Annotated in this window: 21 protein-coding genes; 16 read left to right on the top strand and 5 right to left on the bottom strand. The window is 67.2% G+C overall.

Annotated features, from left to right (window positions below):
* Nucleotides 1–32: 32 nt before the first annotated feature.
* From rpoN to ACWIGM_RS14985, 7 genes are all read left to right on the top strand, one after another.
* Complete coding sequence (gene rpoN / locus ACWIGM_RS15015; protein ID WP_454026712.1) at nt 33–1,565, top strand: RNA polymerase factor sigma-54; 1,533 nt, start codon at nt 33–35, stop codon at nt 1,563–1,565.
* A 188-nt stretch (nt 1,566–1,753) separates the two neighbouring features.
* A complete protein-coding gene (gene hpf, locus ACWIGM_RS15010) occupies nt 1,754–2,341 on the top strand; it encodes a ribosome hibernation-promoting factor, HPF/YfiA family (protein ID WP_454026711.1) in 588 nt (195 codons plus the stop codon).
* An 84-nt stretch (nt 2,342–2,425) separates the two neighbouring features.
* Nucleotides 2,426–2,887, top strand: a complete 462-nt coding sequence (gene ptsN / locus ACWIGM_RS15005) for a PTS IIA-like nitrogen regulatory protein PtsN (protein ID WP_091833628.1) — start codon at nt 2,426–2,428, stop codon at nt 2,885–2,887.
* A gap of 125 nt (nt 2,888–3,012) precedes the next feature.
* Nucleotides 3,013–4,629, top strand: coding sequence for a fumarate hydratase (locus ACWIGM_RS15000; RefSeq protein WP_454026710.1), 1,617 nt, complete (start codon nt 3,013–3,015; stop codon nt 4,627–4,629).
* Nucleotides 4,626–4,958 (top strand): hypothetical protein, encoded by a 333-nt coding sequence (locus ACWIGM_RS14995; protein WP_454026709.1) that lies wholly within the window; start codon nt 4,626–4,628, stop codon nt 4,956–4,958. Before ACWIGM_RS15000 ends, ACWIGM_RS14995 begins: the two co-directional genes overlap by 4 nt.
* 32 nt (nt 4,959–4,990) lie before the next feature.
* The gene (locus ACWIGM_RS14990) at nt 4,991–5,647 is read left to right on the top strand and encodes an MBL fold metallo-hydrolase (RefSeq protein ID WP_454026708.1); all 657 of its coding nucleotides are present in this window, start codon (nt 4,991–4,993) and stop codon (nt 5,645–5,647) included.
* Between the two features lie 423 nt (nt 5,648–6,070).
* Nucleotides 6,071–7,528: a phospholipase D-like domain-containing protein gene (locus tag ACWIGM_RS14985; protein WP_454026707.1), complete on the top strand. Its 1,458-nt coding sequence runs from the start codon at nt 6,071–6,073 to the stop codon at nt 7,526–7,528.
* 132 nt (nt 7,529–7,660) lie between these two features.
* Here ACWIGM_RS14985 and ACWIGM_RS14980 read toward each other — a convergent pair whose 3' ends face one another.
* Together ACWIGM_RS14980 and efp are read right to left on the bottom strand one after the other, a co-directional pair.
* Complete coding sequence (locus ACWIGM_RS14980; protein ID WP_454026706.1) at nt 7,661–8,179, bottom strand: DUF1993 domain-containing protein; 519 nt, start codon at nt 8,177–8,179, stop codon at nt 7,661–7,663.
* 96 nt (nt 8,180–8,275) lie between these two features.
* The gene (gene efp, locus ACWIGM_RS14975) at nt 8,276–8,845 is read right to left on the bottom strand and encodes an elongation factor P (protein WP_454026705.1); all 570 of its coding nucleotides are present in this window, start codon (nt 8,843–8,845) and stop codon (nt 8,276–8,278) included.
* Between the two features lie 132 nt (nt 8,846–8,977).
* Between efp and epmA the strand changes: the two genes are divergently transcribed.
* The 6 genes from epmA (at nt 8,978) to ACWIGM_RS14945 (ending at nt 13,280) form a co-directional block, all read left to right on the top strand.
* On the top strand, nt 8,978–10,042 hold the full coding sequence (gene epmA / locus ACWIGM_RS14970) for an EF-P lysine aminoacylase EpmA (RefSeq protein ID WP_454026704.1): 1,065 nt from the start codon (nt 8,978–8,980) through the stop codon (nt 10,040–10,042).
* Nucleotides 10,039–11,103 (top strand): lysine-2,3-aminomutase-like protein, encoded by a 1,065-nt coding sequence (locus ACWIGM_RS14965; RefSeq protein WP_454026703.1) that lies wholly within the window; start codon nt 10,039–10,041, stop codon nt 11,101–11,103. The genes epmA and ACWIGM_RS14965 overlap by 4 nt, the downstream gene beginning before the upstream one ends.
* A gap of 38 nt (nt 11,104–11,141) precedes the next feature.
* Complete coding sequence (locus ACWIGM_RS14960) at nt 11,142–11,816, top strand: DsbA family oxidoreductase (RefSeq protein WP_454026702.1); 675 nt, start codon at nt 11,142–11,144, stop codon at nt 11,814–11,816.
* A gap of 121 nt (nt 11,817–11,937) precedes the next feature.
* Nucleotides 11,938–12,645 (top strand): orotidine-5'-phosphate decarboxylase, encoded by a 708-nt coding sequence (gene pyrF / locus ACWIGM_RS14955; protein ID WP_454026701.1) that lies wholly within the window; start codon nt 11,938–11,940, stop codon nt 12,643–12,645.
* Nucleotides 12,646–12,681: 36 nt separating this feature from the next.
* Nucleotides 12,682–12,969: a DUF1330 domain-containing protein gene (locus ACWIGM_RS14950; protein ID WP_092155005.1), complete on the top strand. Its 288-nt coding sequence runs from the start codon at nt 12,682–12,684 to the stop codon at nt 12,967–12,969.
* 2 nt (nt 12,970–12,971) lie between these two features.
* Nucleotides 12,972–13,280 carry a DUF1330 domain-containing protein gene (locus tag ACWIGM_RS14945; protein ID WP_284172982.1) on the top strand — a complete coding sequence of 103 codons (309 nt, stop codon included), beginning with the start codon at nt 12,972–12,974 and terminating at the stop codon, nt 13,278–13,280.
* A 179-nt stretch (nt 13,281–13,459) separates the two neighbouring features.
* Here ACWIGM_RS14945 and ACWIGM_RS14940 read toward each other — a convergent pair whose 3' ends face one another.
* From ACWIGM_RS14940 to ACWIGM_RS14930, 3 genes are all read right to left on the bottom strand, one after another.
* Nucleotides 13,460–14,557, bottom strand: a complete 1,098-nt coding sequence (locus tag ACWIGM_RS14940) for an NADH:flavin oxidoreductase/NADH oxidase (RefSeq protein WP_454026700.1) — start codon at nt 14,555–14,557, stop codon at nt 13,460–13,462.
* A gap of 20 nt (nt 14,558–14,577) precedes the next feature.
* A complete protein-coding gene (locus tag ACWIGM_RS14935; RefSeq protein WP_454026699.1) occupies nt 14,578–15,516 on the bottom strand; it encodes an AEC family transporter in 939 nt (312 codons plus the stop codon).
* A 77-nt stretch (nt 15,517–15,593) separates the two neighbouring features.
* On the bottom strand, nt 15,594–16,598 hold the full coding sequence (locus ACWIGM_RS14930; RefSeq protein WP_454026698.1) for a DUF808 domain-containing protein: 1,005 nt from the start codon (nt 16,596–16,598) through the stop codon (nt 15,594–15,596).
* Between the two features lie 173 nt (nt 16,599–16,771).
* Here ACWIGM_RS14930 and ACWIGM_RS14925 point away from each other — a divergent pair, with 173 nt between their 5' ends.
* Genes ACWIGM_RS14925 through ACWIGM_RS14915 form a run of 3 tightly spaced genes read left to right on the top strand, consistent with a single transcriptional unit; the run spans nt 16,772 to nt 22,396 of the window.
* Entirely contained in the window at nt 16,772–17,590 is an 819-nt protein-coding gene (locus ACWIGM_RS14925) for an ImuA family protein (protein ID WP_454026697.1), read from the top strand.
* Nucleotides 17,508–19,040 carry a Y-family DNA polymerase gene (locus tag ACWIGM_RS14920; protein ID WP_454026696.1) on the top strand — a complete coding sequence of 511 codons (1,533 nt, stop codon included), beginning with the start codon at nt 17,508–17,510 and terminating at the stop codon, nt 19,038–19,040. The genes ACWIGM_RS14925 and ACWIGM_RS14920 overlap by 83 nt, the downstream gene beginning before the upstream one ends.
* Nucleotides 19,037–22,396: an error-prone DNA polymerase gene (locus ACWIGM_RS14915; RefSeq protein ID WP_454026695.1), complete on the top strand. Its 3,360-nt coding sequence runs from the start codon at nt 19,037–19,039 to the stop codon at nt 22,394–22,396. Before ACWIGM_RS14920 ends, ACWIGM_RS14915 begins: the two co-directional genes overlap by 4 nt.
* Nucleotides 22,397–22,482: the final 86 nt, after the last annotated feature.

Below are 22,482 nucleotides of genomic sequence, written 5' to 3'. Positions count from 1 at the left end.
GAAGTGCCGCAGGTTAAGGAGTCGGGATCGCGATGGCGATGATGCCACGCATGGAGCTGCGCCAGGGCCAGTCCCTGGTGATGACGCCGCAATTGCTGCAGGCGATCAAGCTGCTCCAGCTCTCCCATCTCGAATTGCAGAGCTTCGTCGAGGGCGAACTGGAGCGCAACCCGCTGCTCGAGCGCAGTGACGAGGCTCCGGAGCCGGGTTCACTGAACGGTGCGGGTGAAAGCCCGCTCGCCGTTGACGCAGAGACCTATGCTCGCGCCGAGAGCCTCAACACTCAGGAGGGCATGGAAGGCCGGCTCGGCACCGGGCTCGACAACGTCTTCCAGAACGAGCAGCCGCAGGCGGCGCGGCTGGAGACGCAAGGAGCCGATAGCCTGCCGATCATCGGCGGCGCCTATGGCGGCTCCGGCGGCTCCTTCGATGAAGGCCCGGAGGGCTTCGAAAGCGGGCTGACCAGCGAGCTCTCGCTGCACGATCATCTCAGCACCCAGCTCGATCTGGCCGTCACCGCGCCGGCGGAGCGGCTGATCGGCAGCCACATTATCGATGGCGTCGACGATTCCGGCTATCTGACCGAGCCGCTGCCCGATATCGCCGAGCGCCTCGGCGTCGATCTCGCCAGGGTCGAGCAGGTCCTTGCCATCGTCCAGGGCTTCGATCCCAGCGGTGTCGCCGCCCGCGATGTCGGCGAGTGCCTGGCGATCCAGTTGCGCGATCGCAATCGCTACGATCCGGCCATGCAGGTCCTGGTAGCCAACCTGCCACTCCTCGCCAGGCGCGATTACGCTGCCCTTAAGCGCGTCTGCGGCGTCGATGACGAGGATATCGCCGACATGGTCGCCGAGATCCGGCGGCTCGATCCCAAGCCCGGGCGTGCCTTCGGCGGCTCGGCCGCCGAGACGGTGGTGCCGGACGTCTTCATCCGTGCTGCGCCGGACGGCTCCTGGCTGGTCGATCTCAACCCCGACACGCTGCCGCGGGTGCTGATCAACCAGACCTATCACGCCCGTGTCTCGAAGGCGGCCCGCAGCGATACGGAGAAGGCTTTCATCGCCGAATGCCTGCAGACCGCGAACTGGCTGACGCGCTCGCTCGAGCAGCGCGCCCGCACCATCCTCAAGGTCGCCAGCGAGATCGTGCGTCAGCAGGACGGCTTCTTCGCTTATGGCGTCGAGCATCTGCGTCCGCTCAATCTGAAGACCGTCGCGGATGCCATCGGCATGCATGAGTCGACCGTCTCGCGCGTCACCTCGAACAAATACCTCGCCTGCTCGCGCGGGGTCTTCGAGATGAAATACTTCTTTTCCGCCGCGATCGCCGCGACCGGTTACGGCGAGGCACATTCGGCCGAGGCCGTGCGTTACCGCATCAAGCAGATGATCGACGACGAGCCGCCAAAGGATGTGCTCTCGGATGACGCGATCGTCACCAGGTTGAAGGAGAGCGGCATCGACATCGCCCGCCGCACTGTGGCGAAGTACCGGGAATCGCTGCGCATTCCCTCCTCGATGGAGCGCCGTCGCGAGAAGGCGGCGATGGCGCTGGCCGGGCGCTGACGAACGCGCTCCGTCAGGTCGATTTTGCGCTGCAGCGTGAAACGGCCATCGGGCCATGAGCCGCTCGCAGCCTCGTCCTGTCCGTCGTGCAACTGCGCCGTTCCGCACATTGACAACCCCATGAGGCCGTTCTTACCTCCTTGGGATGGTCGGCTACTGGCCATGGCGACAAGAAGGGGAAGCACTCCATGAGCTTGCGAATCTCCGGCAAGAATCTCGACGTGGGCGCAGCCCTGCGTGGGCAAGCCGAGACCAGGGTCGCCGCAGCGCTGAGCAAATACTACGAGGGCGGCTATCAAGGTCACATCACCGTCGGCAAGGACGGTACCGCCTTCAAGACCGATGGCGTCCTGCACCTGTCCTCCGGCATCACGCTCGAAGCCTCCGCCACCGCGCATGATCCCTATGCCAGCCTCGACAAGATGGCCGAGCGCATCGAGAAGCGCCTGCGCCGCTACAAGCGCCGCCTGAAGGATCGCGCCGCTGCGGCCAATGGGCGTGAGCCGCTGATGGAAATCCCCAGCTATGTGATCGCCGCTCCGGACGACGACCTTGAGGAGCACGAGGCCGATCACGCTGGCGAGAATCCGGTAATCGTGGCGGAATCGACCAAATCCCTGCATCAGATGACGGTCGTCGATGCGGTCGCCGAGCTCGATCTGACCGGCGCGCCTGTGGTTATCTTCCGCCATGCTGGCAATGGCCGCATGAACGTCGTATACCGCCGCCGCGACGGCAATATCGGCTGGATCGATCCGCCGGCTTCTCTTTCTTGAAGTCCCGCCGCTGATGGAGTTCGGGTGCCGGCCGGGATACGGGCGGCGCCCGCGTTCCGGCACGGGACATGCATGGATTGGCCTATGACGCTGACCGATCTTCTCCGGCCCGATGCGGTGATCTCGCCGTTGCGCGCCAACAGCAAGAAACAAGCCCTCCAGGAACTGGCGCAGCACGCTGCCCTCCTCACCGGCCTGCCGGAGCGCGAGCTGTTCGAAGCCCTGCTCCAGCGCGAGCGCCTCGGCTCGACCGGCATCGGTGATGGCATCGCGATCCCGCATGGCCGCATGGCCGGGATCGACCGTCTCGTCGGGCTGTTCGCCCGCGCCGAGAAGGCGATCGATTTTGAGGCGCTCGACGGCCAGCCGGTCGACATCATCTTCGTGCTGATCGCGCCGGAAGGGGCGGGGGCCGACCATCTCAAGGCACTGGCCCGCGTCGCCCGCGTGCTGCGCAACCAGGCGGTTCTGGAGCAGGTGCGCCACGCGCATGATCCGGCGGCGATCTACGCCATTCTGGCGGAGACTGCTGCCAAGGCAGCCTGAACGGGCCGCGTCGCCGTCGCGACTTGGAATGATTTCAGTCTGGGCTTGGAGGCGTTGCCCCGAGGGGCTATGACGCGGCGAAAGAGGCGCCCCGCACGGCGCCGTCGAACCGCGGAGCGCCGCCGATGGCCTATACCCATGTCGATCTCTTCCCCCTCGGCGAAGACAAGACGCCCTACCGCTCGCTGGGCAGCGAGGGTGTCAGCGTCGAGACGGTCGCTGGGCGCGAGGTCCTGAGCGTCTCGCGCGAGGCGATCAAGCGGCTCTCCGAGCAGGCCTTCATCGACATCAACCATCTGCTTCGTCCGGGCCATCTCGCTCAGCTCGCCAAGATCCTCGACGATCCCGAGGCGACGTCGAACGATCGCTTCGTCGCCTATGACCTGCTCAAGAACGCCGGCATCGCCGCCGGCGGCGTGCTGCCGATGTGCCAGGACACCGGCACCGCGATCATCATGGGCAAGAAGGGCCGCAAGGTCTGGACCGACGGCGACGACGAGTCAGCGCTCGGCGAAGGCGTCTACGACGCCTATCTCAAACGCAATCTGCGCTATTCCCAGGTCGCGCCGCTCTCCATGTTCGAGGAGAAGAACACAGCGACCAACCTGCCGGCGCAGATCGACATCTATGCCGAGGGCGAGGACGCCTACAAATTCCTCTTCGTCGCCAAGGGCGGCGGCTCGGCCAACAAGACCTTCCTCTTCCAGGCAACGCCCTCGCTCCTGACCAGGGACCGGATGATGGCCTTCCTGAAGGAGAAGATCCTGACGCTCGGCACCGCCGCCTGCCCGCCCTATCACCTCGCCATCGTCATCGGCGGCACCTCGGCCGAGCAGAACCTCAAGACCGTCAAGCTCGCCTCGACCAAGTATCTCGACGCGCTGCCGACGAAGGGCTCAGCCAGCGGCCACGCCTTCCGTGACCTCGAGATGGAGGAGGAGGTCCACAAGCTGACGCAGGCGCTCGGCGTCGGCGCACAGTTCGGCGGCAAATATTTCTGCCATGACGTGCGCATCATCCGCCTGCCGCGCCATGGCGCCTCGCTGCCGATCGGGCTCGGTGTCTCCTGCTCGGCCGACCGTCAGGCCAAGGGCAAGATCACCAGGGACGGCATCTTCCTGGAGGCGCTGGAGACCGATCCGTCGAAGTACCTGCCCGAGATCGACGAGGCCAAGCTCGGCGGCGATGTCGTCAAGGTCGACCTCAACCGGCCGATGAGCGAGATTCTCGCCACATTGACGAAATACCCGGTGAAGACCCGGCTCTCCCTGACCGGGACGATCATCGTCGCCCGCGACTCGGCCCACGCCAAGATCCGCGAGCGGCTGGAGAACGGCCAGGGCATGCCGGACTATCTGAAGAACCACCCGGTCTATTACGCCGGCCCGGCCAAGACGCCCGAGGGCTTCGCGTCCGGCTCCTTCGGCCCGACCACGGCCGGCCGGATGGATTCCTTCGTCGACCAGTTCCAGTCCTTCGGCGGCTCGATGGTGATGCTGGCCAAGGGCAACCGCTCGGCCCAGGTCCGCGAGGCCTGCAAGGCCCATGGTGGCTTCTATCTCGGCTCGATCGGCGGCCCCGCGGCGCGCCTCGCCCAGGACTGCATCCGCAAGGTCGAGGTGCTCGAATATCCCGAGCTCGGCATGGAGGCGGTCTGGCGCATCGAGGTCGAGGATTTCCCCGCCTTCATCGTCATCGACGACAAGGGCAACGACTTCTTCAAGGAGCTGAACCTCGGATGATCGTTCGTGCTGCTGCCGCCATCCTGCTGACCCTGGTTCCGACGCTCGTTTTGGCGCAACCTCGTCCCGTTCCGGCGACGTGCACGCGCGATCTGTTCCAGAACGAAGCGGCGATGCGCCAGCGGCAATATCGCATGCAGCAGGTCGCCACGGCCGACCAGGCGACGCAATGCGCCGCCTGGCGTGACCATGTCGCCTTCGTGCAGAAGGCGCGTTCCGTCTTCGCCACCTGTCAGACCGGTCGCGAGCGCGAGGAGAACGTCGCGCAGATGGACCAGTCGCTCGCCGACTACCGCGTACTGCTCGCCAATCGCTGCGGGCGCCGATAGACAGCTGCGGCTCTCCTGACGAAAGGCATGCGATGACCGACCAGACCGAAAGCCCGCTCGGCATCGCCGTCGTGCCGGTGACGCCGTTCCAGCAGAACTGCTCGATCGTCTGGTGCACACGCACCAAGGAAGCCGCGATCGTCGATCCCGGCGGCGATGTCGAGCGCATTCGCGGCGCGCTGAAGGAGCTCGGCGTCACGCCGGTCGCGATCTGGCTGACCCATGGCCATATCGACCATGCCGGCGGCGCGACCGAGCTCGCCGGCGTCCTGAATCTGCCGATCATCGGCCCGCACGAGGCCGACAAGTTCCTGCTCGACGCGCTGCCGCAGCAGGGGCTGATGTTCGAGATGCGCGGTGTGCAGGCGGTGACGCCGACGCGCTGGCTTGCCGAGGGCGACGCCGTCTCGGTTGGCGATATCGAATTTTCCGTCCAGCATGTGCCGGGGCATACGCCCGGACATGTCACGCTGTTCCAGAAGGATCTGCGCTTCCTGCTCGCCGGTGACACGATCTTCGCCGGCTCGGTCGGGCGCACCGATTTCGCCTATGGCAACCACAAGGACCTGATCGGCGGGATCAAGGGCAAGCTGCTGCCGCTCGGCGACGACGTCCAGTTCCTGCCGGGCCATGGTTCGGCCAGCACGCTCGGCGAGGAGCGCAAGACCAATCCGTTCTTGCAGGGATAGGCTGCTTTGCCAAAAGAGGCGCGGGGAACCCTCTCCTGTAAGGAGAGGGTAGGGTGAGGTGTAGGCAGCTGGACCAGTGCCGTGCGTGCTCACCGCGCGGTCAGGCTGACGCCAACATTTTCAGTCCGAACACCTCACCCCTGCCCCTCTCCTTCCAGGAGAGGGGTTCACGGCGTGCTTGTGATGGCCCAGAAACGCTAACGGCCATGTCCGGAAGGGCGCGCGTACATCCGGCGTCGCTGCCTTCGGGCTCATGGCCGTCTTCAACGGGACGGAGGGCAGTGGAACGCCCTCAACATCCGCGTGAGCCGGATATGGGATTATGATCCTGCCATTGCAAGGGGCTGTTCCATGAAAACCGGATCGTGTCCTTAGGCGCCTGACCGCGTTGCCGGTTTCGCGACCCATGCGATAGTCGCGGCCATGTGGGAGATTCTCTCGGCTTATTGGCCGCATATCCTCGGCGTCGTCTCGCTGGCGCTGACGGTCGTCGCGGCCAGCCATGCCGCGATGACCAAGGACGAGGTCCGCGCCGCCATTGGCTGGGTCGGCGTCATCGTGCTCTCGCCGATCATCGGTCCGCTGGTCTATGCGGTCGGCGGCATCAACCGCATCCGCCGCGCCTCGATCGTCTCGCAGCGCAGGCAGAAGCTCGGCGCCTATCCGCTCGCGCAGACATTCGAGATCTCGGATGCCGAGGTCGCCGGCGATGTCGGCCGGCGCTTTGCCGCGCTGAAGACCCTGGGCGACAAGGCGACGCTCCGCCATCTCAAGACCGGCAACGCCATTGCGGTGCTCAGGACCGGTGACGAGGCCTATGCCGCGATGATCGCGGCGATCGCGGCGGCTGAGCGCTCGATCATTCTCGAAACCTACATTTTCGATCGCGACCCGCTCGGCCTGCGCGTTGCCGATGCGCTGATCGCGGCACACGGGCGTGGCGTCGCGGTGCGCGTGCTGATCGATGCCGTCGGCGCGCGCTATTCGGTGCCGAGCATCGTTGGCCACCTGCAGAGGGGCGGCGTGCCGGTCGATGTCTTCAATGGCAACATCATCATCGGCCTGAGATTGCCCTATGCGAACCTGCGCACGCACCGCAAGCTGCTGATCGTCGACGGGCGTATCGCCTTCGCTGGCGGCATGAACATCCGCCAGGGCTTCACCACCGAATTCGCCGGCGAAGCTGCTGCGCACGACACGCATTTCCGCGTCGAGGGCCCGGTCGTCGAGGATCTGTTCGGCGTCGCAGCCGAGGATTGGCGTTTCGCCTCGGGCGAGGAGCTCGCCGGCGATGCCTGGGCGGTCACGCCTCAAGCAGCGTCAAATGGACCGCACGTCCTGATGCGCGCAGTGGCCTCGGGGCCGGATGCCAGCCTGGAGACCAACCACAAGCTGCTGATCGGCGCCTTCTCGGTGGCGCGGACCTCGATCCGGATCATGTCGCCCTATTTCCTGCCGGATCGCGAATTGATCAGCGCGCTGGTCACGGCGGCACGGCGCGGCGTCGCCATCGACATCGTCGTGCCCGACGTCAACAACCTCGTCCTGGTCGACCGCGCCATGCGGGCGCAGTTCGACCAGGTGCTGAAGGATGGCTGCAGGATCTGGCGCGCCACCGGCTCTTTCGACCACTCCAAGCTGCTCGCGATCGACGGCGCCTGGGCCTATGTCGGCTCATCCAATCTTGATGCGCGCTCGCTCAGGCTGAACTTCGAGATCGATCTCGAAGTGCTCGACGAAAGCTTCGCTCGCGGCATCGAAGAGCGCATCGATGCCGCGATCGCGCGGGCGCGCCCGGTCACGCTGAAGGGGCTGCGCTCGCGGCCCTTCCCTTTGCGCCTGCTAGACCGGATGCTCTGGCTCTGCTCGCCCTATCTGTGAGGCTGGCGACTTTCCGGGGCAGGCTCCTTGCCGTCATGGTCGGGCTTGTCCCGACCACCCACGTCTTCGTTCGGGCAGAGCGGCGTTCAAGACGCAGATGCTCGCCTCAGGGCGAGCATGACGCTGTCGGCCTCAGGCGTCGAAGACGCCCTTGAGGAAATCCTGCTTGCCAACCTGGAAGCCGTTCTCGCGCAGGATGTCGTAGGCGGTCGTGGCGTGGAAGTAGAAGTTCGGCACGGCGAAGCGGATGAGGTAGTCGGCGCCCTTCATCGTCACAGTGGCCGAGGGGCCGCGCGGGAAGGTCACATCCTTGGCGAGCCCGGCATCGAGCGCCTCTCTGTCGACCGAGGCGATGAAGTCGAGGGTTTTCGCGATGCGCGCCTTCAGCTCCTCGAAGCTCTTCTCTTCATCGGGGAAGCGCGGATTCTCGGTCCCGCTCACTCGCGCCGCAGCGTTCTTGGCGAAATCCGACATCAATTGGATTTGGCGAGTGAATGACAGCATGTCCGGGGCGAGCCGGCTCGACAGCAGCACCTCGGCCTGGATCCTGCGCTCGGACGCCTCGGTGACCGCCTTGTCGAGGATGGCGTCGAGCGCCTTCAGGGTCTGCACGAAACCGGGAAAGACGGCGTCATAAGCGGAAAGCGGCATGGTCTTCTGATCCTCACCAACGAAAACGGGCCCGGAAAGGGCCCGCTGCGTTCGTCGATATAAGCCTTTTGCCGCCGATGTCAGCGGCCGTCCGCGTCAGTCCTTGGCGCGCTCGACATAGGAGCCGTCGGCGGTCATCACCACGATGCGGGTGCCAGCGCCGATATGCGGCGGCACGGCGGTGCGCACGCCATTGGTAAGGATCGCCGGCTTGTAGGAGGAGGAGGCGGTTTGGCCCTTGGTCACCGGCTCGGTCTCGGCGACCTCGACCGTGACGCGCTGCGGCAGTTCGATCGCGACGGCCCGGTCCTCGAACACCGAGAGCGTGACCTTCATGCCTTCCTGGAGATAGGGCGCCATGTCGCCGACCACGTCGCCGTCGACCGGGATCTGGTCGTAGGTCTCGGGGTTCATGAAGACGTATTGCTCGCCGTCCTGGTAGAGATAGGTGAAGTCGCGATCCTCGACATAGGCGCGCTCGACCTGCTCGGTCGTCTTGTAGCGCTGGGTCATCTTCACCCCGTCGGCGATGCGGCGCATGTCGATCTGCGTCGTCGGCGTGCCCTTGCCCGGGAAGAAGCTCTCGGCCGAGATGACCGTGCAGAGATGCCCGTCGAGCTCGAGGACGTTGCCCTTGCGGACGGAGGAGGCGATGACCTTGACCACGTGGATTTTCCTTGGCTGGCGCGGGCTGCATCCGCGCGCTATGCGAATTCCTGTGCCGCGCCACTACCGCATTCGGGACGTAAACGGAAGCGCGCAGGCCGGTTTGCACGGCTTTCGCCGCAGAGAGATGTGATGAGCCAGACCCACCCGCCCTTCTGGCGGCCGGACGTCCACGCCGACCGGCGCCCTGCGCTTCTGGCGCGGGGGCGGATCAAGGCGGCACTGCGGCGCTGGTTCGAGGCGCGCGATTTCATCGAGGTCGAAGCCGCGATCCTGCAAGTCTCGCCTGGCAACGAGACGCATCTGCACGGCTTTTCCACGACGCTGATCGACGATGCCGGCGCTGGCCATCCCTATTATTTGCACACCTCGCCGGAATTCGCTGCTAAGAAGCTGCTGGCGGCCGGCGAGCCGCGCCTGTTCGATTTCGCCCGCGTCTTCCGGAATCGCGAGCGCACGGCGCTGCACCATCCCGAGTTCACCATGCTGGAATGGTATCGCGCCAGAGAGGATTACGAGGCGTTGATGCGGGACTGCGCGGCGCTCCTGGCCGAGGCCGCGCGTGCCGCCGGCACGACGGTGCTGCGCTGGCGCGGCAGCGAGGTCGATCCCTTCGCCGAGCCCGAGCGCGTGACCTTGCACGAGGCCTTCGCCCGCCATGCCGGCATCGACCTGATGGCGACCATTGCCGGTGACGGTGTAACCGATCGTGCGGCGCTGGCCGCGCAGGCGCAGGCTGCCGGCATCCGTCTCGCCGGGGACGACAGCTGGTCCGACATCTTCAGCCGCATTCTCTCCGAGAAGATCGAGCCTGAGCTCGGCCGCGGCCGCGCCACCATCCTGTGCGAATACCCGATCTCGGAAGCGGCGCTGGCCCGGCCCAAGCCCGGCGATCCCCGCGTCGCCGAACGCTTCGAGCTCTATGCCTGCGGCGTCGAACTCGCCAATGCCTTCGGCGAACTGACCGACCCGGCGGAGCAGCGTCGGCGTTTCGAGGCCGACATGGACGAGAAGCAGCGCATCTATGGCGAGCGCTATCCGATCGACGAGGATTTCCTCGCTGCGCTCGGCCAGATGCCGCCGGCCTCCGGCATCGCGCTCGGCTTCGATCGCCTCGTCATGCTCGCCACCGGCGCGCGCCGGATCGAGGATGTGCTCTGGACGCCGGTCGCGGAACCGGGCAGGGGAGGGCGATGACGATCCACCAGCCGCCCGGCCAGCCGCTGAAGACGGTCGACGCCCTCGTCGAGCGTGGTCTCGTCGCGCCCGAAAGGCGGCAGGCGCTGGCCGAGGTCGCGAAGCGCTATGCCGTCTCGGTGACGCCGGCGATCGCAGCGCTGATCGATCCCGCTGACGAAGCCGATCCGATCGCCCGCCAGTTCATCCCCGCTCCCGCCGAGCTGACGACTCTGCCGGAAGAGCTCGCCGATCCGATCGGCGACGAGGCGCACTCGCCGGTCGAGGGCGTTGTCCATCGCTACCCGGACCGGGCCCTGCTCAAGCTGGTCCATGCCTGCCCGGTCTATTGCCGCTTCTGCTTCCGCCGCGAGATGGTCGGCCCCGGCGGCGATGCCCTGACCGGCGACAAGCTCGATGCGGCGCTCGCCTATCTGACCTCCCGCCCGGAGATCTGGGAGGTGATCATGACCGGCGGCGACCCGCTGATCCTCTCGGCAAGGCGGGTGCGTGAGGTCGCGAAGCGTCTCGCCGCGATCCCCCACATCAAGGTCGTGCGCTGGCATACGCGTGTGCCGATGGTCCAGCCCGAGTGCATCACCGAGGATTATGCCCGCGCGCTGCGCATCCAGGGCAAGGCGAGCTACATCGCCGTCCACGCCAACCATCCGCGCGAGTTCACCGCGGAGTCGAAGGCGGCTCTGGCGCGCCTCGCCGATGCCGACCATGTGCTGATCAGCCAGAGCGTGCTGCTCAAGGGCGTCAATGCCGATGTCGAGACGCTGTCGGCGCTCATGCGCGCCTTCGTCGAGAACCGGGTCAAGCCGTATTATCTGCACCATCCCGATCTTGCGCCGGGCACCAGCCATTTCCGGCTGTCGCTGGCCGAAGGGCAGGCGCTGGTCAAAAGCCTGCGCGGCAACCTTTCCGGCCTGTGCCAGCCGACCTATATCCTCGACATCCCCGGCGGGGCCGGCAAGATTCCGGTCGGACCCGCCTTCCTTTCGGGCTGCGAGACGCCCGGCGCACAGGGCTTCGCGGAGGATCGCCATGGCGACCTCCACGCCTACCCGCCGGTCTGAAGACGCCCTTGTCGCGGCGATCCGCGAAGGACTGAGCCATGTTGAATCCTGCCGCTCCCGACAAGCTGCCGCTCGCGATCGTCTCCGACATCGCCTGCCCCTGGTGCTTCATCGGCAAGACCCGATTGGAGACGGCGCTCGCCAATCATAATCTCACCGAGCGCGTCGCCATCACCTGGCTGCCCTATGAGCTCAACCCGGAGATGCCGGCGGAAGGTATGGATCGCACCGCCTATCTCGACGGCAAGTTCGGCCCCGGCAAGCGCCGCGAGATCGAGCTGCGCCTGTCCGAGGCGGCGCTGGAGAGCGGCGTCACCTTCAACTGGGCGAAGGTCACGAAGAGCGTCAACACCCGCATGGCGCATATGCTGGTCGCTGCCGCCGCGACCGTGCAGCGCGGCGGCGAGATGACCGCGGCGCTGTTCAAGGCTTATTGGCAGGACGGGCGCGATATCGGCGACCTCGAGACGCTGGTCGCCATCGCCGTCGAGCAGGGCTTCGACGAGCAGGCGGCCCGCGACGAGCTCGCCAATGACGAATTGCGTGAGACGATCATCGGGCTGGAGGCGCATGCCCAGAAGGTCGGCGTCACTGGGGTGCCCTTCTTCATCGTCGACGGCAAGCTGGCGGTGTCGGGCGCCCAGCCGCCGGAGGTCTGGACTCAGGTTTTTGCGCAGGTCCTGGCGGCGAAGCCTCATGACGAGGATGAGTGACGCGTTCCGCGGCGCACATTTTTACTCAGATCGAAAAGAAGACTTATCTCAAAAATGAGATAATCCTTGCGCGGTCGCTCGAATCGTGCCTTTCACCCGATAGCAGGTGGAGGGCAGGGCGATGACGCAGAAGATCAATGATCTCCGGGACCGCATGATCGTCGCGCTCGACGTGCCGACGGTCTGGGATGCCTACCGCATCGTCTCTACGCTGGGCGACGGGGCGAGCTTCTACAAGATCGGCTATCGGCTCGCCTTCGCCGGCGGGCTCGATCTTGCCCGTCAGCTCGTCACCGAAGGCAAGAAGGTCTTCCTCGACCTCAAGCTGCACGATATCGGCAACACCGTCACCGAGGGCGTGGAATCGCTGACCAAGCTCGGCGTCACCTTCCTCACAGTGCACGCCTATCCGCAGACCATGCGCGGCGCGGTCGAGGGGCGTGGCGAGGCGGCGCTGAAGCTGCTCGCCGTCACCGCTTTGACTTCCTATGACGATGGCGACCTGAAGGACGCAGGCTACGGCCTCGCGGTGCGCGATCTCGTGCGCATGCGCGCCCAGCAGGCCCGCACCGCCGGTGTCGACGGCATCGTCTGCTCTGCCGCCGAGACCGAGATTGTCCGCGGCGTGATCGGCCCCGACATGGCCATCGTGACACCAGGCATCCGGCCTGCCGGCAGCGCCGTCGGCGACCAGAAGCGCACGCTCACTCCGGCCGAGGCGATCCGCGCCGGCGCCGACCATCTCGTCGTCGGGCGTCCCATCATCCGCGCGGCAGACCCGCGTGCAGCGGCGGCGGCGGTCATGGACGAGATCGCGGGCGCCGCCTAATCTCCCGCCTCCTTTCCATCGGATACGGATACGGCAATGCCCAAGGGATATGTGATCGGTCGCGCCAAGGTGACCAATGCGACGCAATGGGCGGTCTACGCCGCAAAGGCCTCCGAGGCGATCAAGCAGTATGGCGGCACGCCGCTGGTGCGCGGCGGCCAGATGACGGTCGGCGAGGGCGTGGGCGTGGCCCGCAATGTCGTCCTCGAATTCCCCGACTACGCCACGGCCAAGGCCTATCTGTTTTCGGCCGAGTATGCCGAGGCGCGCAAGCTGCGCGAGGGCGCCGGCGAGATCGACCTGATCGCGGTCGAGGGGGCCTGACTATGGCCAAAGGCTACTGGATCGCCCGCCTCGACGTGCAGAACGAGTCGGAATACGCCACCTATCGCTCGCTCAACGCGATCGCCTTCGCCAAATACGGCGCCAAGTTCATCGTCCGCGGCGGCGAGTACAAGCTCGCTCGCGGCGAGGGCCGCAAGCACAATGTCGTCATCGAGTTCAAGGACATCGAGACGGCGCGCGCCTGCTACGAGTCGCCGGAGTACCAGGCGGCGGTGCAGCACCTCGCCAAGGTCGGCCCGGTCGATCTCGTCATCATCGAGGGTTACGAGGGCGCGCAGCCGGGCGATTGAGGCCTCTCTCCGTCATGGTCGGGCTTGTCCCGACCATCCACACCTTCGCTGGTCGAAGGTGGGGTTCAAGACGTGGATGCTCGCCACAAGGGCGAGCATGACGAACTGGAACAGCGTCGTGTTCATGGGTTCCGGGCTCGCCGCTATGCGACGCCCCGGAATGACGGCGTGAGCCCGGCTTAGCTCTCGAACAGTGTCCGGAACCGGCTCGGCTGCGAACGCAGATACTGTTTCGGTGCCTTGACGCTGGCGCCGAGATAGGCGGCGGCGTGCCAGGGCCAGCGCGGCTCATAGAGGATGCCGCGCGCCAGCGCGACCATGTCGGCATCGCCGCCGGCGACGACCGCCTCGGCGTGCTCGTAATCGGTGATCAGGCCGACGGCGATGGTCGGCACGCCCGTCGCCGCCTTCACCGCCCTTGCCAGCGGCACCTGATACCCCGGCGCGAGCGCGATTGTCTGCGCGGCCGAGACGCCGCCACTGGAGACGTGGATGAAGCTGACGCCGCGCGCCTTCAGCGCCTCCGAGAAGGTGACGGTCTGGCCGATGTCCCAGCCGCCCTCGACCCAGTCGGTCCCGGAGACGCGCACGCCGACCGGGATCGCGGCCGGCACCGCCTCGCGCACGGCGTCGAAGACCTCGAGCGGGAAGCGCATCCGGTTCTCCAGCGAGCCGCCATAGGCGTCGTCGCGCTGGTTCGCCAGCGGCGACAGGAACTGGTGCAGCAGATAGCCATGGGCGCAGTGCAGCTCGATCGCCTGCAGGCCGAGTCGCACCGCCCGGCGCGCCGTCGCGACGAAGGCCTCGCGGATCCGCTTCAGCCCGGCTGCGTCGAGCGGCAGCGGCGGCCGGTCCTTGGCCTGCATCGGCAAGGCGGAGGGGGCGAGCGTCTGCCAGCCGCGATCATCGAGCGGGCGCTGCCCGCCGCCGGTCCAGGGTGAATGGACCGAGGCCTTGCGACCGGCATGGCCGAGCTGGATGCCGATCGGCATGTCGGAATGGCGGCGAACCGCTTCGAGCACGCGTGCCAGCGCCGCTTCGTTCGCATCGCTCCACAGGCCGAGATCGTCCGGGCTGATCCGCCCTTCCGCCTCGACCGCAGTCGCCTCGATGATCAGGAGCCCGGCACCCGACAAGGAGAGGTTGCCGAGATGGATCAGGTGCCAGTCGGTGGCCGAGCCCTCTTCGGCCGAGTACTGGCACATCGGCGCGATCACGATCCGGTTGGACAGGTGCAAGCCGCCGAGATCGAAGGGCTGGAAGAGCTGGCTGGGCATTGGGTGCTCCGGGCAGGCGATCAGGGCGAGATCAGCCAGATCGCGAGGGGAAAGGTGAGGGCGGCTGCGGCTGTCGAGATCACGATCGCCGCCGCGATCGGGCGGCTGCCGGTGTCGAAGCGTTCGGAAATGACGAAGACATTGGCCGCGATCGGCAGTGCCGCATAGAGCACGCCGGCCTGCACCCAGAACGGATCGAGCTTCAGGACCAGCGCCAGCACGACCCAGGTCAGCAAGGGATGCAGGATGAGCTTGCCGGCGACCAGCGGCAGCACGCCGCGCAAGGGCAGCTTGCCTTCACGGCTCCATTGGAAGGCAGCGATGCCGAGCGCGAAGACGCCGACCGGGGCGGCCGAGGCGCCGAGGAAGAGCAGGAACCGGTCGACCGGCTCCGGCAGCGCCATTCCGCTCAGCGACAGGCCGATCCCGGCCATGATCGAGAGCATGAACGGGTTGACGATCGTGCCGCGGACGAGCCTGGCCGTGATCGCAAGCGGCGAGCCCTTGCCGCGCCCGGCCTCGATCAGCCCGATCGAGAGCGGCACGATCAGGGCGGTGTCGCAGATCAGGCCGATCGCGATCGGTGCCGCGGCGCTGTCGCCGAGGAAGGCGAGCATCAGCGGGATGCCGAGAAAGGCGAAATTGCCGCCGACCAGCGCCTGCCCTCGCGATACGGCGTTGGGAAAAGGCAGGCCGAGCAGGCGCCGCTGCAGCAAGATGGCGAGGGCGAGCACCCCAACTCCGATCAGCGCCAACGCTGCGAAGAAGACGCCGTTCCACAACTCCGCGATCGGCTGGCGCGACATCACCCGCAACACCATCGCCGGCGTCGCCACCATGAAGGCGAAGGTGTTGAACACCCTGACCGCATCGGCCGTGAACAGGCCGCGCCAGGCGGTGAAGGCGCCGAGCGCGATCACCGCGAAGAAAGGCGTGCTGGTGGCGAGGAATTGCAGCATGAGGGCACCGCGGCCCGCGAGCCGGACCGGTTGCCAGCGCTAGCAGATTTCGCGCCGCTGTGCGGTCCCGTTGCTGCCTAGTGGCCCTGCTTTTCCGGCAGGGCAGTCGGCTTCACGCCGCTGCCGCGCCGGGCCTTCAGTATCGGCTCGACGACGAAGTGCATGCCGACGAGGCAGAGTCCGCCGATGACGAGCCCGGCCACAGCAGACGCCGCGGCTGTGGTCAGCCATTCGAGCAGGCCCGTGAGCGCCGGCCATGCCTTTCCGATCGCGATGGCGAGATCGTGAATGACATGCTCGATCCCGGCGAGCCCATAGCCGGCGAGGCCATGGATGATGATGCCGCCGCCGACCCAGAGCATCGCCGCCGTGCCGACCGCGCTCAGCACCTTGAGGAAGGGCGGCATGCCGGTGACGAGGCCGCGGCCGATGAGCCGGACCGGCAGAAGGCTGCTGCGCGCCAGCGCGACGCCAGCATCGTCCGCCTTCACGATCAGGGCGACGACGCCATAGACCAGAACGGTCATGCCGAGCCCGACCACGGCCAGCACCAGCGCCTGCATCCAGAAGGAGGAGGCGGTGATGGTGGAGAGCGTGATCGCCATGATCTCGGCCGAGAGGATGAAGTCGGTCTTGATCGCGCCGGCGATCTTCTGCTCCTCGAGCTGCCTGGCGTCGAGAATGTCGGTGCCGCCTTCGCCGGCGAGCTCGTCGTGATGCGCATGCGGCACCACGAGCTCGTAGACCTTCTCGAAGCCCTCGAAGCAGAGATAGGCGCCGCCGATCATCAGCAGCGGTGTGATCGCCCAGGGCGCGACGAGCGTCAGCACCAGCGCCGCTGGCAGCAGGAAGAGCAGCTTGTTCTTCAGCGAGCCGAGCGCGATCTTCCAGATGATCGGCAATTCGCGCTCTGCCGCGAAGCCGACGGCATAGCGTGGCGTCACCGCCGCATCGTCGATGACGATGCCAGCCGCCTTGGCGCCGGCCTTGGTCGCCTGCGCGGCGGCATCGTCGAGCGCGGCCGCGGCGACCTTGGCCAAAGCGGCGACGTCGTCGAGAAGGGCGAACAGTCCCGAACTCATGGCGGTCTCCAGGCGAGGCCGCGGAGCGGGCGGCGCACAGCGGATAGGTGATCCGGTTTGCCCCGATATGACAGCAGCGAGCCGCCCGCAGGCAAGCGGGAGCGGATACGGGCTTGACTCCAGAGCTGTTTGGAGTCGCTTTATGCTTGGAACAAAAAGTGAACATATGCTCGATGGCCGATGCACCCACCCGTTCTCTGGCTGCCTTGCGGCAGAGCCTCGCTCTGGCGGGGCTGGCGCGCGAGCTTGCGCCGGTGGAGCGGGTCGCCTTCGGATCGCCCTCGCTCGACGAGCCGCTCGGTGGTGGCATTGCGCGCGCGGCCCTGCATGAGATCTACGCTTCGGCCGGAGCCGATCTTCCAGCAGCCACGGGCTTCGCCGCAGCCCTGGCCCTGCGCGCCGCCGGATCCCGGCCGGTGCTCTGGGTCCGGCAGGATTTCCTCGATGCCGAGGCCGGCCGCCTGCACCCACCGGGCCTGGCCGAACTCGGGCTCGATCCCGCGCAGATCCTGCTGGTCAGGGTCCGCGACGGCGAGGGCGCGCTGCGGGCTGGCGCGGAAGCGGCACGTTGCGCCGCGCTCGGGGCGACCCTGATCGAGCCCTGGGGCGCGCCGCGCCAGTTCGACCTGACCGCCAGCCGCCGCCTGGCGCTGGCGGCGGAGACCTCCGGTGTCCTGACCCTGTTGCTGCGGGTGGCGGCGGAGCCGCAGCCGAGCGCCGCCAGCACGCGCTGGCAGGTGCGCGCTTTGCCGTCGCGGGCGCGGGAGGCGGAGGCGCCGGGCGATCCCGCCTTCGGATTACGGCTGCTGCGCCATCGCGGCGGCCTTGGTGAGCGTGAGTGGCGTGTGGAGTGGAACCGTGACGAACGATGTTTCCAGGACAGGATCGGGAGAGAGGGAGGCAGAAGGGATGCAGCGCCGCTATCTCGCCCTCTGGTTTCCCTATCTGGCGAGCGAGCGCCTGCGCCGACGGGGCTCCGCCGGGCCGGGTGAGCGCCCGCTCGTCCTGGTCGAGAAGGACCGCGGTGCGCTGCGCCTCGCCGATTGCGACACGCGCGCCGTCGCGCTCGGCCTGACCCGCGGCCTGACCCTGGCCGATGCCCGCGCCCGCATCCCGGAGTTGACCGTTGTCGAAGCCGATCCGGCCGCCGACCAGCGCCTGATCGAATGGCTCGCCGCGCTCTGTGATCGCTTCACCCCGCTCGTCGCGCTCGACCCACCGCATGGGCTCGTGCTCGACATCACCGGCTGCGCCCATCTCTTCGGCGGCGAGGCGGCCCTGCGCCAGCGCGTCGGCCGCAGCATGGATTGGCTCGGCCTCACCGTCTTCGCCAGCATCGCCGGAACGCCCGAAGCGGCCCGCGCCCTCTCCCGCTTCGGCCGCTGCGCCATCTCGCTCCCCGGCGAGGATGAGCAGCGGACGTTGCCGCTACTGGTCTCGGCATTGGAGGCTTCGGCCGAAACGGTGATCGCTTTGTCGCGTGCCGGACTGAAGACATTGGGCGATCTCGCCGGGCGGCCTTCGCATACGCTTGCTGCCCGTTTTGGCGAGGCGCTCGTCACGAAGCTGCGCCGTATCCTCGGCCACGAGGATGCCCGCATCACGCCCCTGCGGCCGCCGCCCGATTGCGTGGTCGAGCGGCATTTCCCCGATCCGCTGCAGGATACCGAAGGGCTTGAGGAGATCGTCGCCCGCCTGCTCGGCGAGGCCGGGCGCCTGCTCGAGGCGCGCGGCGAGGGCGGGCGCGCCTTCGAGGTCAGCTTCTTCCGCAGCGATGGCGCCGTGCGCCGGCTTCAGCTGGAGACCGGCCGGCCTTCGCGCGACGTCGCCGCGATTTTGCGCCTCTATCGCGAGCGCATCGACAGCCTGGCCGACCCGCTCGATCCCGGCTTCGGCTATGATGCGATCAGGCTCGCCGTGCCGGTCTGCGAGCCGCTCGGCACGCCGCAGGCGAGCCTCGACGGGCGCGCCGTCGAGGAGGAGGCGGTCGCCGATCTCGTCGACCGGCTGGTCGCCCGCTTCGGGCGCGAGCGCGTGCTGCGCTTCGTCGCGCAGGACAGCCATCAGCCCGAGCGCGAAGCTGCGCTGATCCCGGCCGCAGCAAAGTCGGAAGAGGTGCCCTGGCCCGCCGCCCAGCCGGATGAGCCGCCGGCCCGGCCGCTCCAGCTCTTCGAGCCACCCCAGCCGGTCGAGACCCTGGCCGAGGTGCCGGATGGTCCGCCCTTGCGCTTCCGCTGGCGGCGCGTGCTGCACGAGATCGCTCGTGCCGAGGGGCCGGAGCGGATCGCGCCGGACTGGTGGCGCGACGGGCCCGGCGAACATACGCGCGATTATTACCGCGTCGAGGATGCGCAGGGACGCCGCTTCTGGCTCTTCCGCGCCGGCCTCTATGGCCGCGAGACGACGGCGCCGCGCTGGTATCTGCACGGGTTGTTCGCATGATCAGCTACGCCGAACCCGTCGCCGCGACGAACTTCTCCTTTCTGCGCGGCGCCTCGCCCGGGCCAAACCTGGTGATGACCGCGCTGCTGCTCGGCCAGGCCGGCCTCGGCATCGCCGACCGCAACACCGTCGCCGGCGTGGTGCGGGCCTGGAGCGCGCTGCGTGATCTGCGTGAGGTTGGCCTGCCGTCCCCGGAGAAGGTCCGCGAGGGCGGCAGCCCCGGCGAATATATCTGGGTCGAGAACCCGTCTTTCGCCGATCTGCCCTTCACCTTGCCTCAGCTCCAGGCGATGGCGAAGCGCTTCAAGCTCGCCACCGGCAGCCGCCTCGTCTTCGCCGACGGCACGCCCGACATCGTCGCCTACCCCGCCAACCGCGCCGGCTGGGGTCGGCTCTGCCGCCTGCTGACATCTGGCAATCTGCGTGGCGCCAAGGGCGAGTGCATCCTCAGCCTCGACGGCCTCCTGAACGACGCTCGCGACCTCCTGCTGATCGTCATGCCCGAGCGCCGGCTCGAAGGCCTGCCCGAGATACTCGCCCGGCTCGATGCCGCTGCGCCCGGCGCGACCTGGCTCGCCGCCGGCATGTCGCGCCGTGGCGACGATCGCCGCCGCCTCGCCCGTCTGAAGACGATCGCGGCGCCGACCCGCACCCCGCTGATCGCGACCAACGACGTGCTTTACGATGCACCCGAGCAGCGCGATCTGCAGGATCTGCTGACCTGCATCCGTGAGGGCACGACGATCGACAAGGCCGGCCGTCTGCTCGAAGCCAATGCCGAGCGCCATCTCAAGCCACCGCAGGAGATGGCCAGGCTCTTCAAGGAAGCGCCGGAAGCGATCGAGGAGACGCAGCATCTCTTCGGCCGCATCGCGTTCGATCTTGGCGAGCTGAAATACGAATATCCGGACGAGCCGGTTCCGCCCGGCTGGACGCCGCAAGGCTGGCTGGAGGAGCTGGTGCGCCGGCGCCTGCCGATGCGCTACCCCACTGGCATTCCAGAGAAGGTTCAGAAGCAGGTCGATGACGAGCTCGTCCTGATCGGCAAGCTCGACTATGCCCGCTATTTCCTGACCATCCGCCAGATCGTCGAATTCGCCGAAAGCCGCGCCATCCTCTGCCAAGGACGAGGTTCGGCCGCCAATTCAGCCGTCTGCTACGCGCTCGGCATCACCGCCGTCGATCCGGACGAGCACACTCTGCTCTTCGCTCGCTTCATCTCGGAAGAGCGGCGTGAGCCGCCCGATATCGACGTCGATTTCGAGCATGAGCGGCGCGAGGAGGTGATCCAGTGGATCTATGAGAAATACGGGCGCCACCGCGCTGGCATCGCCGCGACCGTGATCCATTATCGGCCGCGCAGCGCCATGCGCGAGGCCGGCAAGGCGCTGGGGTTGACCGAGGACGTCACCGCTCGCCTCGCCTCGACGCAATGGGGTAGCTGGGGCTCGGACATCACCCGCAACCAGATCCGCCAGGCCGGGCTCGATCCCGATAATCCGGTGATCGCGCAGGCCGTGCGGTTCGCCGTGCGCCTGCTCGGCTTCCCCCGTCATCTCTCGCAGCATGTCGGCGGCTTCGTGCTGATGCGTGGCCGCCTCGACGAGACCGTGCCGATCGGCAATGCCGCGATGGAGGACCGCACCTTCATCGAATGGGATCGTGACGATATCGATGCGTTGCGGCTGATGAAGGTCGATGTCCTCGCTTTGGGCATGCTGACCTGCATTCGCAAGGCTTTCGACCTGCTGCGCGACAAGGAGGGGGAGGATTACGGGCTAGCCGAGATTCCGCAGAAGAACGGGAAGACCTACGATATGCTCTGCGAGGGCAAGTCGCTCGGCGTCTTCCAGGTCGAGAGCCGGGCGCAGATCAATATGCTGCCGCGGCTGAAGCCGAGGGAATTCTACGATCTCGTCATCCAGGTCGCGATCGTCCGCCCCGGCCCGATCCAGGGCAATATGGTCCACCCCTATCTGAAGCGGCGTTCCGGGGTCGAGAAGGTCAGCTACCCCTCGCCGTCGCCACCGCATGACCGGAGCGAGCTTTACCATGTCCTGAAACGTACCCTCGGCGTGCCGCTCTTCCAGGAGCAGGCGATGCAGCTTGCGATGACTGCAGCCGAGTTCACCGACCCCGAGGCCAACGGCCTGCGCCGCGCCATGGCGACCTTCCGCAATGTCGGCACCATCGGCCAATACGAGGCGATGATGGTCGAACGCATGGTCGAGCGTGGCTATGAGCGCGAATTCGCCCAGCGCTGCTTCGAGCAGATCAAGGGTTTCGGCAGCTACGGCTTCCCCGAGAGCCATGCCGCCTCCTTCGCCAAGCTGGTCTATGTCTCCTCCTGGCTGAAATGCCATCACCCGGCGATCTTCGCCGCCGCGCTGCTGAACTCGCAGCCCATGGGCTTCTACGCCCCGGCCCAGATCGTCCGGGAGGCGCAGGAGAATGGCGGCGTCGAGCCGCGGCCGATCGATGTGAACTTCAGCGCCTGGGACAATCTGCTGGAGCCGGGAAGGCCAGGCTGGAAAAGCCCCTGGGCCCTGCGTCTCGGCCTGCGTCAGCTCGACGGCTTCAAGGAAGACTGGGCGAAGCGTCTCGTCGAGGCCCGCAGTGAAGGCTATCGCGATGTCGAGGAACTCTCTCGCCGCGCCCGCTTGCCGGCTCGCGCCATGCGCCTGCTCGCCGATGCCGACGCCTTCCGTTCAATGGGCTTGGATCGGCGCGAGGCGCTCTGGGCGGTGCGCCGCCTGCCGGACGACGAAGCCCTGCCATTGTTCGAGGCGGCACAGGCGCGCGAGCTAGGAGCGGAGCGGGCGATGGCGCTGCCGGCGATGCCGCTCGCCGAGCATGTCGTCGCCGACTACCAGACCGCGCGGCTCTCGCTGAAGGGCCATCCGATGGGCCTGCTGCGGTCTCGTTTCGCCCGCGAGCGCGTCGCCAGCTGCGCGCAGATATCGGCGGCGCGCGATGGAACCTGGGCCAGCGTCGCCGGCGTCGTGCTGGTGCGCCAGCGTCCCGGCAAGGGCAATGCGATCTTCATCACGCTGGAGGATGAGACCGGCATCACCAATGTCGTGCTCTGGGCTCGCGATTTCGAGCGCTTCCGCCGCGAGGTCATGGCGGCGCGGCTGCTCCTGGTCGAGGGCAGGGTGCAGAAGAGCCCGGAGGGCGTCGTTCATCTGATGGCGAAGCGCGTCGTCGATCGCTCGGCCGAGCTGCTCAGCCTGTCCGAGACGCATCGCGCCGAGATCGTGCTGACCCGCGCCGACGAGTTCCAGCACCCGCAGATCCCGCGGGCGCGCCATCCCCGCAATGTCCGGATCCTGCCGAAATCCCGCGATTTCCATTGAGGCTGGCCGCCCATTCAATCCAGGCAAGGGCGTGACTAGATTGTCGGTCTCGCTTTCAGTGCGACTGCAGGCCGAAGGAGACAGCC

The sequence above is a fragment of the Allobosea sp. NPDC055332 genome, assembly GCF_053645455.1.
The sequence above is the reverse complement of the archived record's forward strand: the minus strand, read 5'-3'. Positions and strand labels throughout refer to the sequence as shown.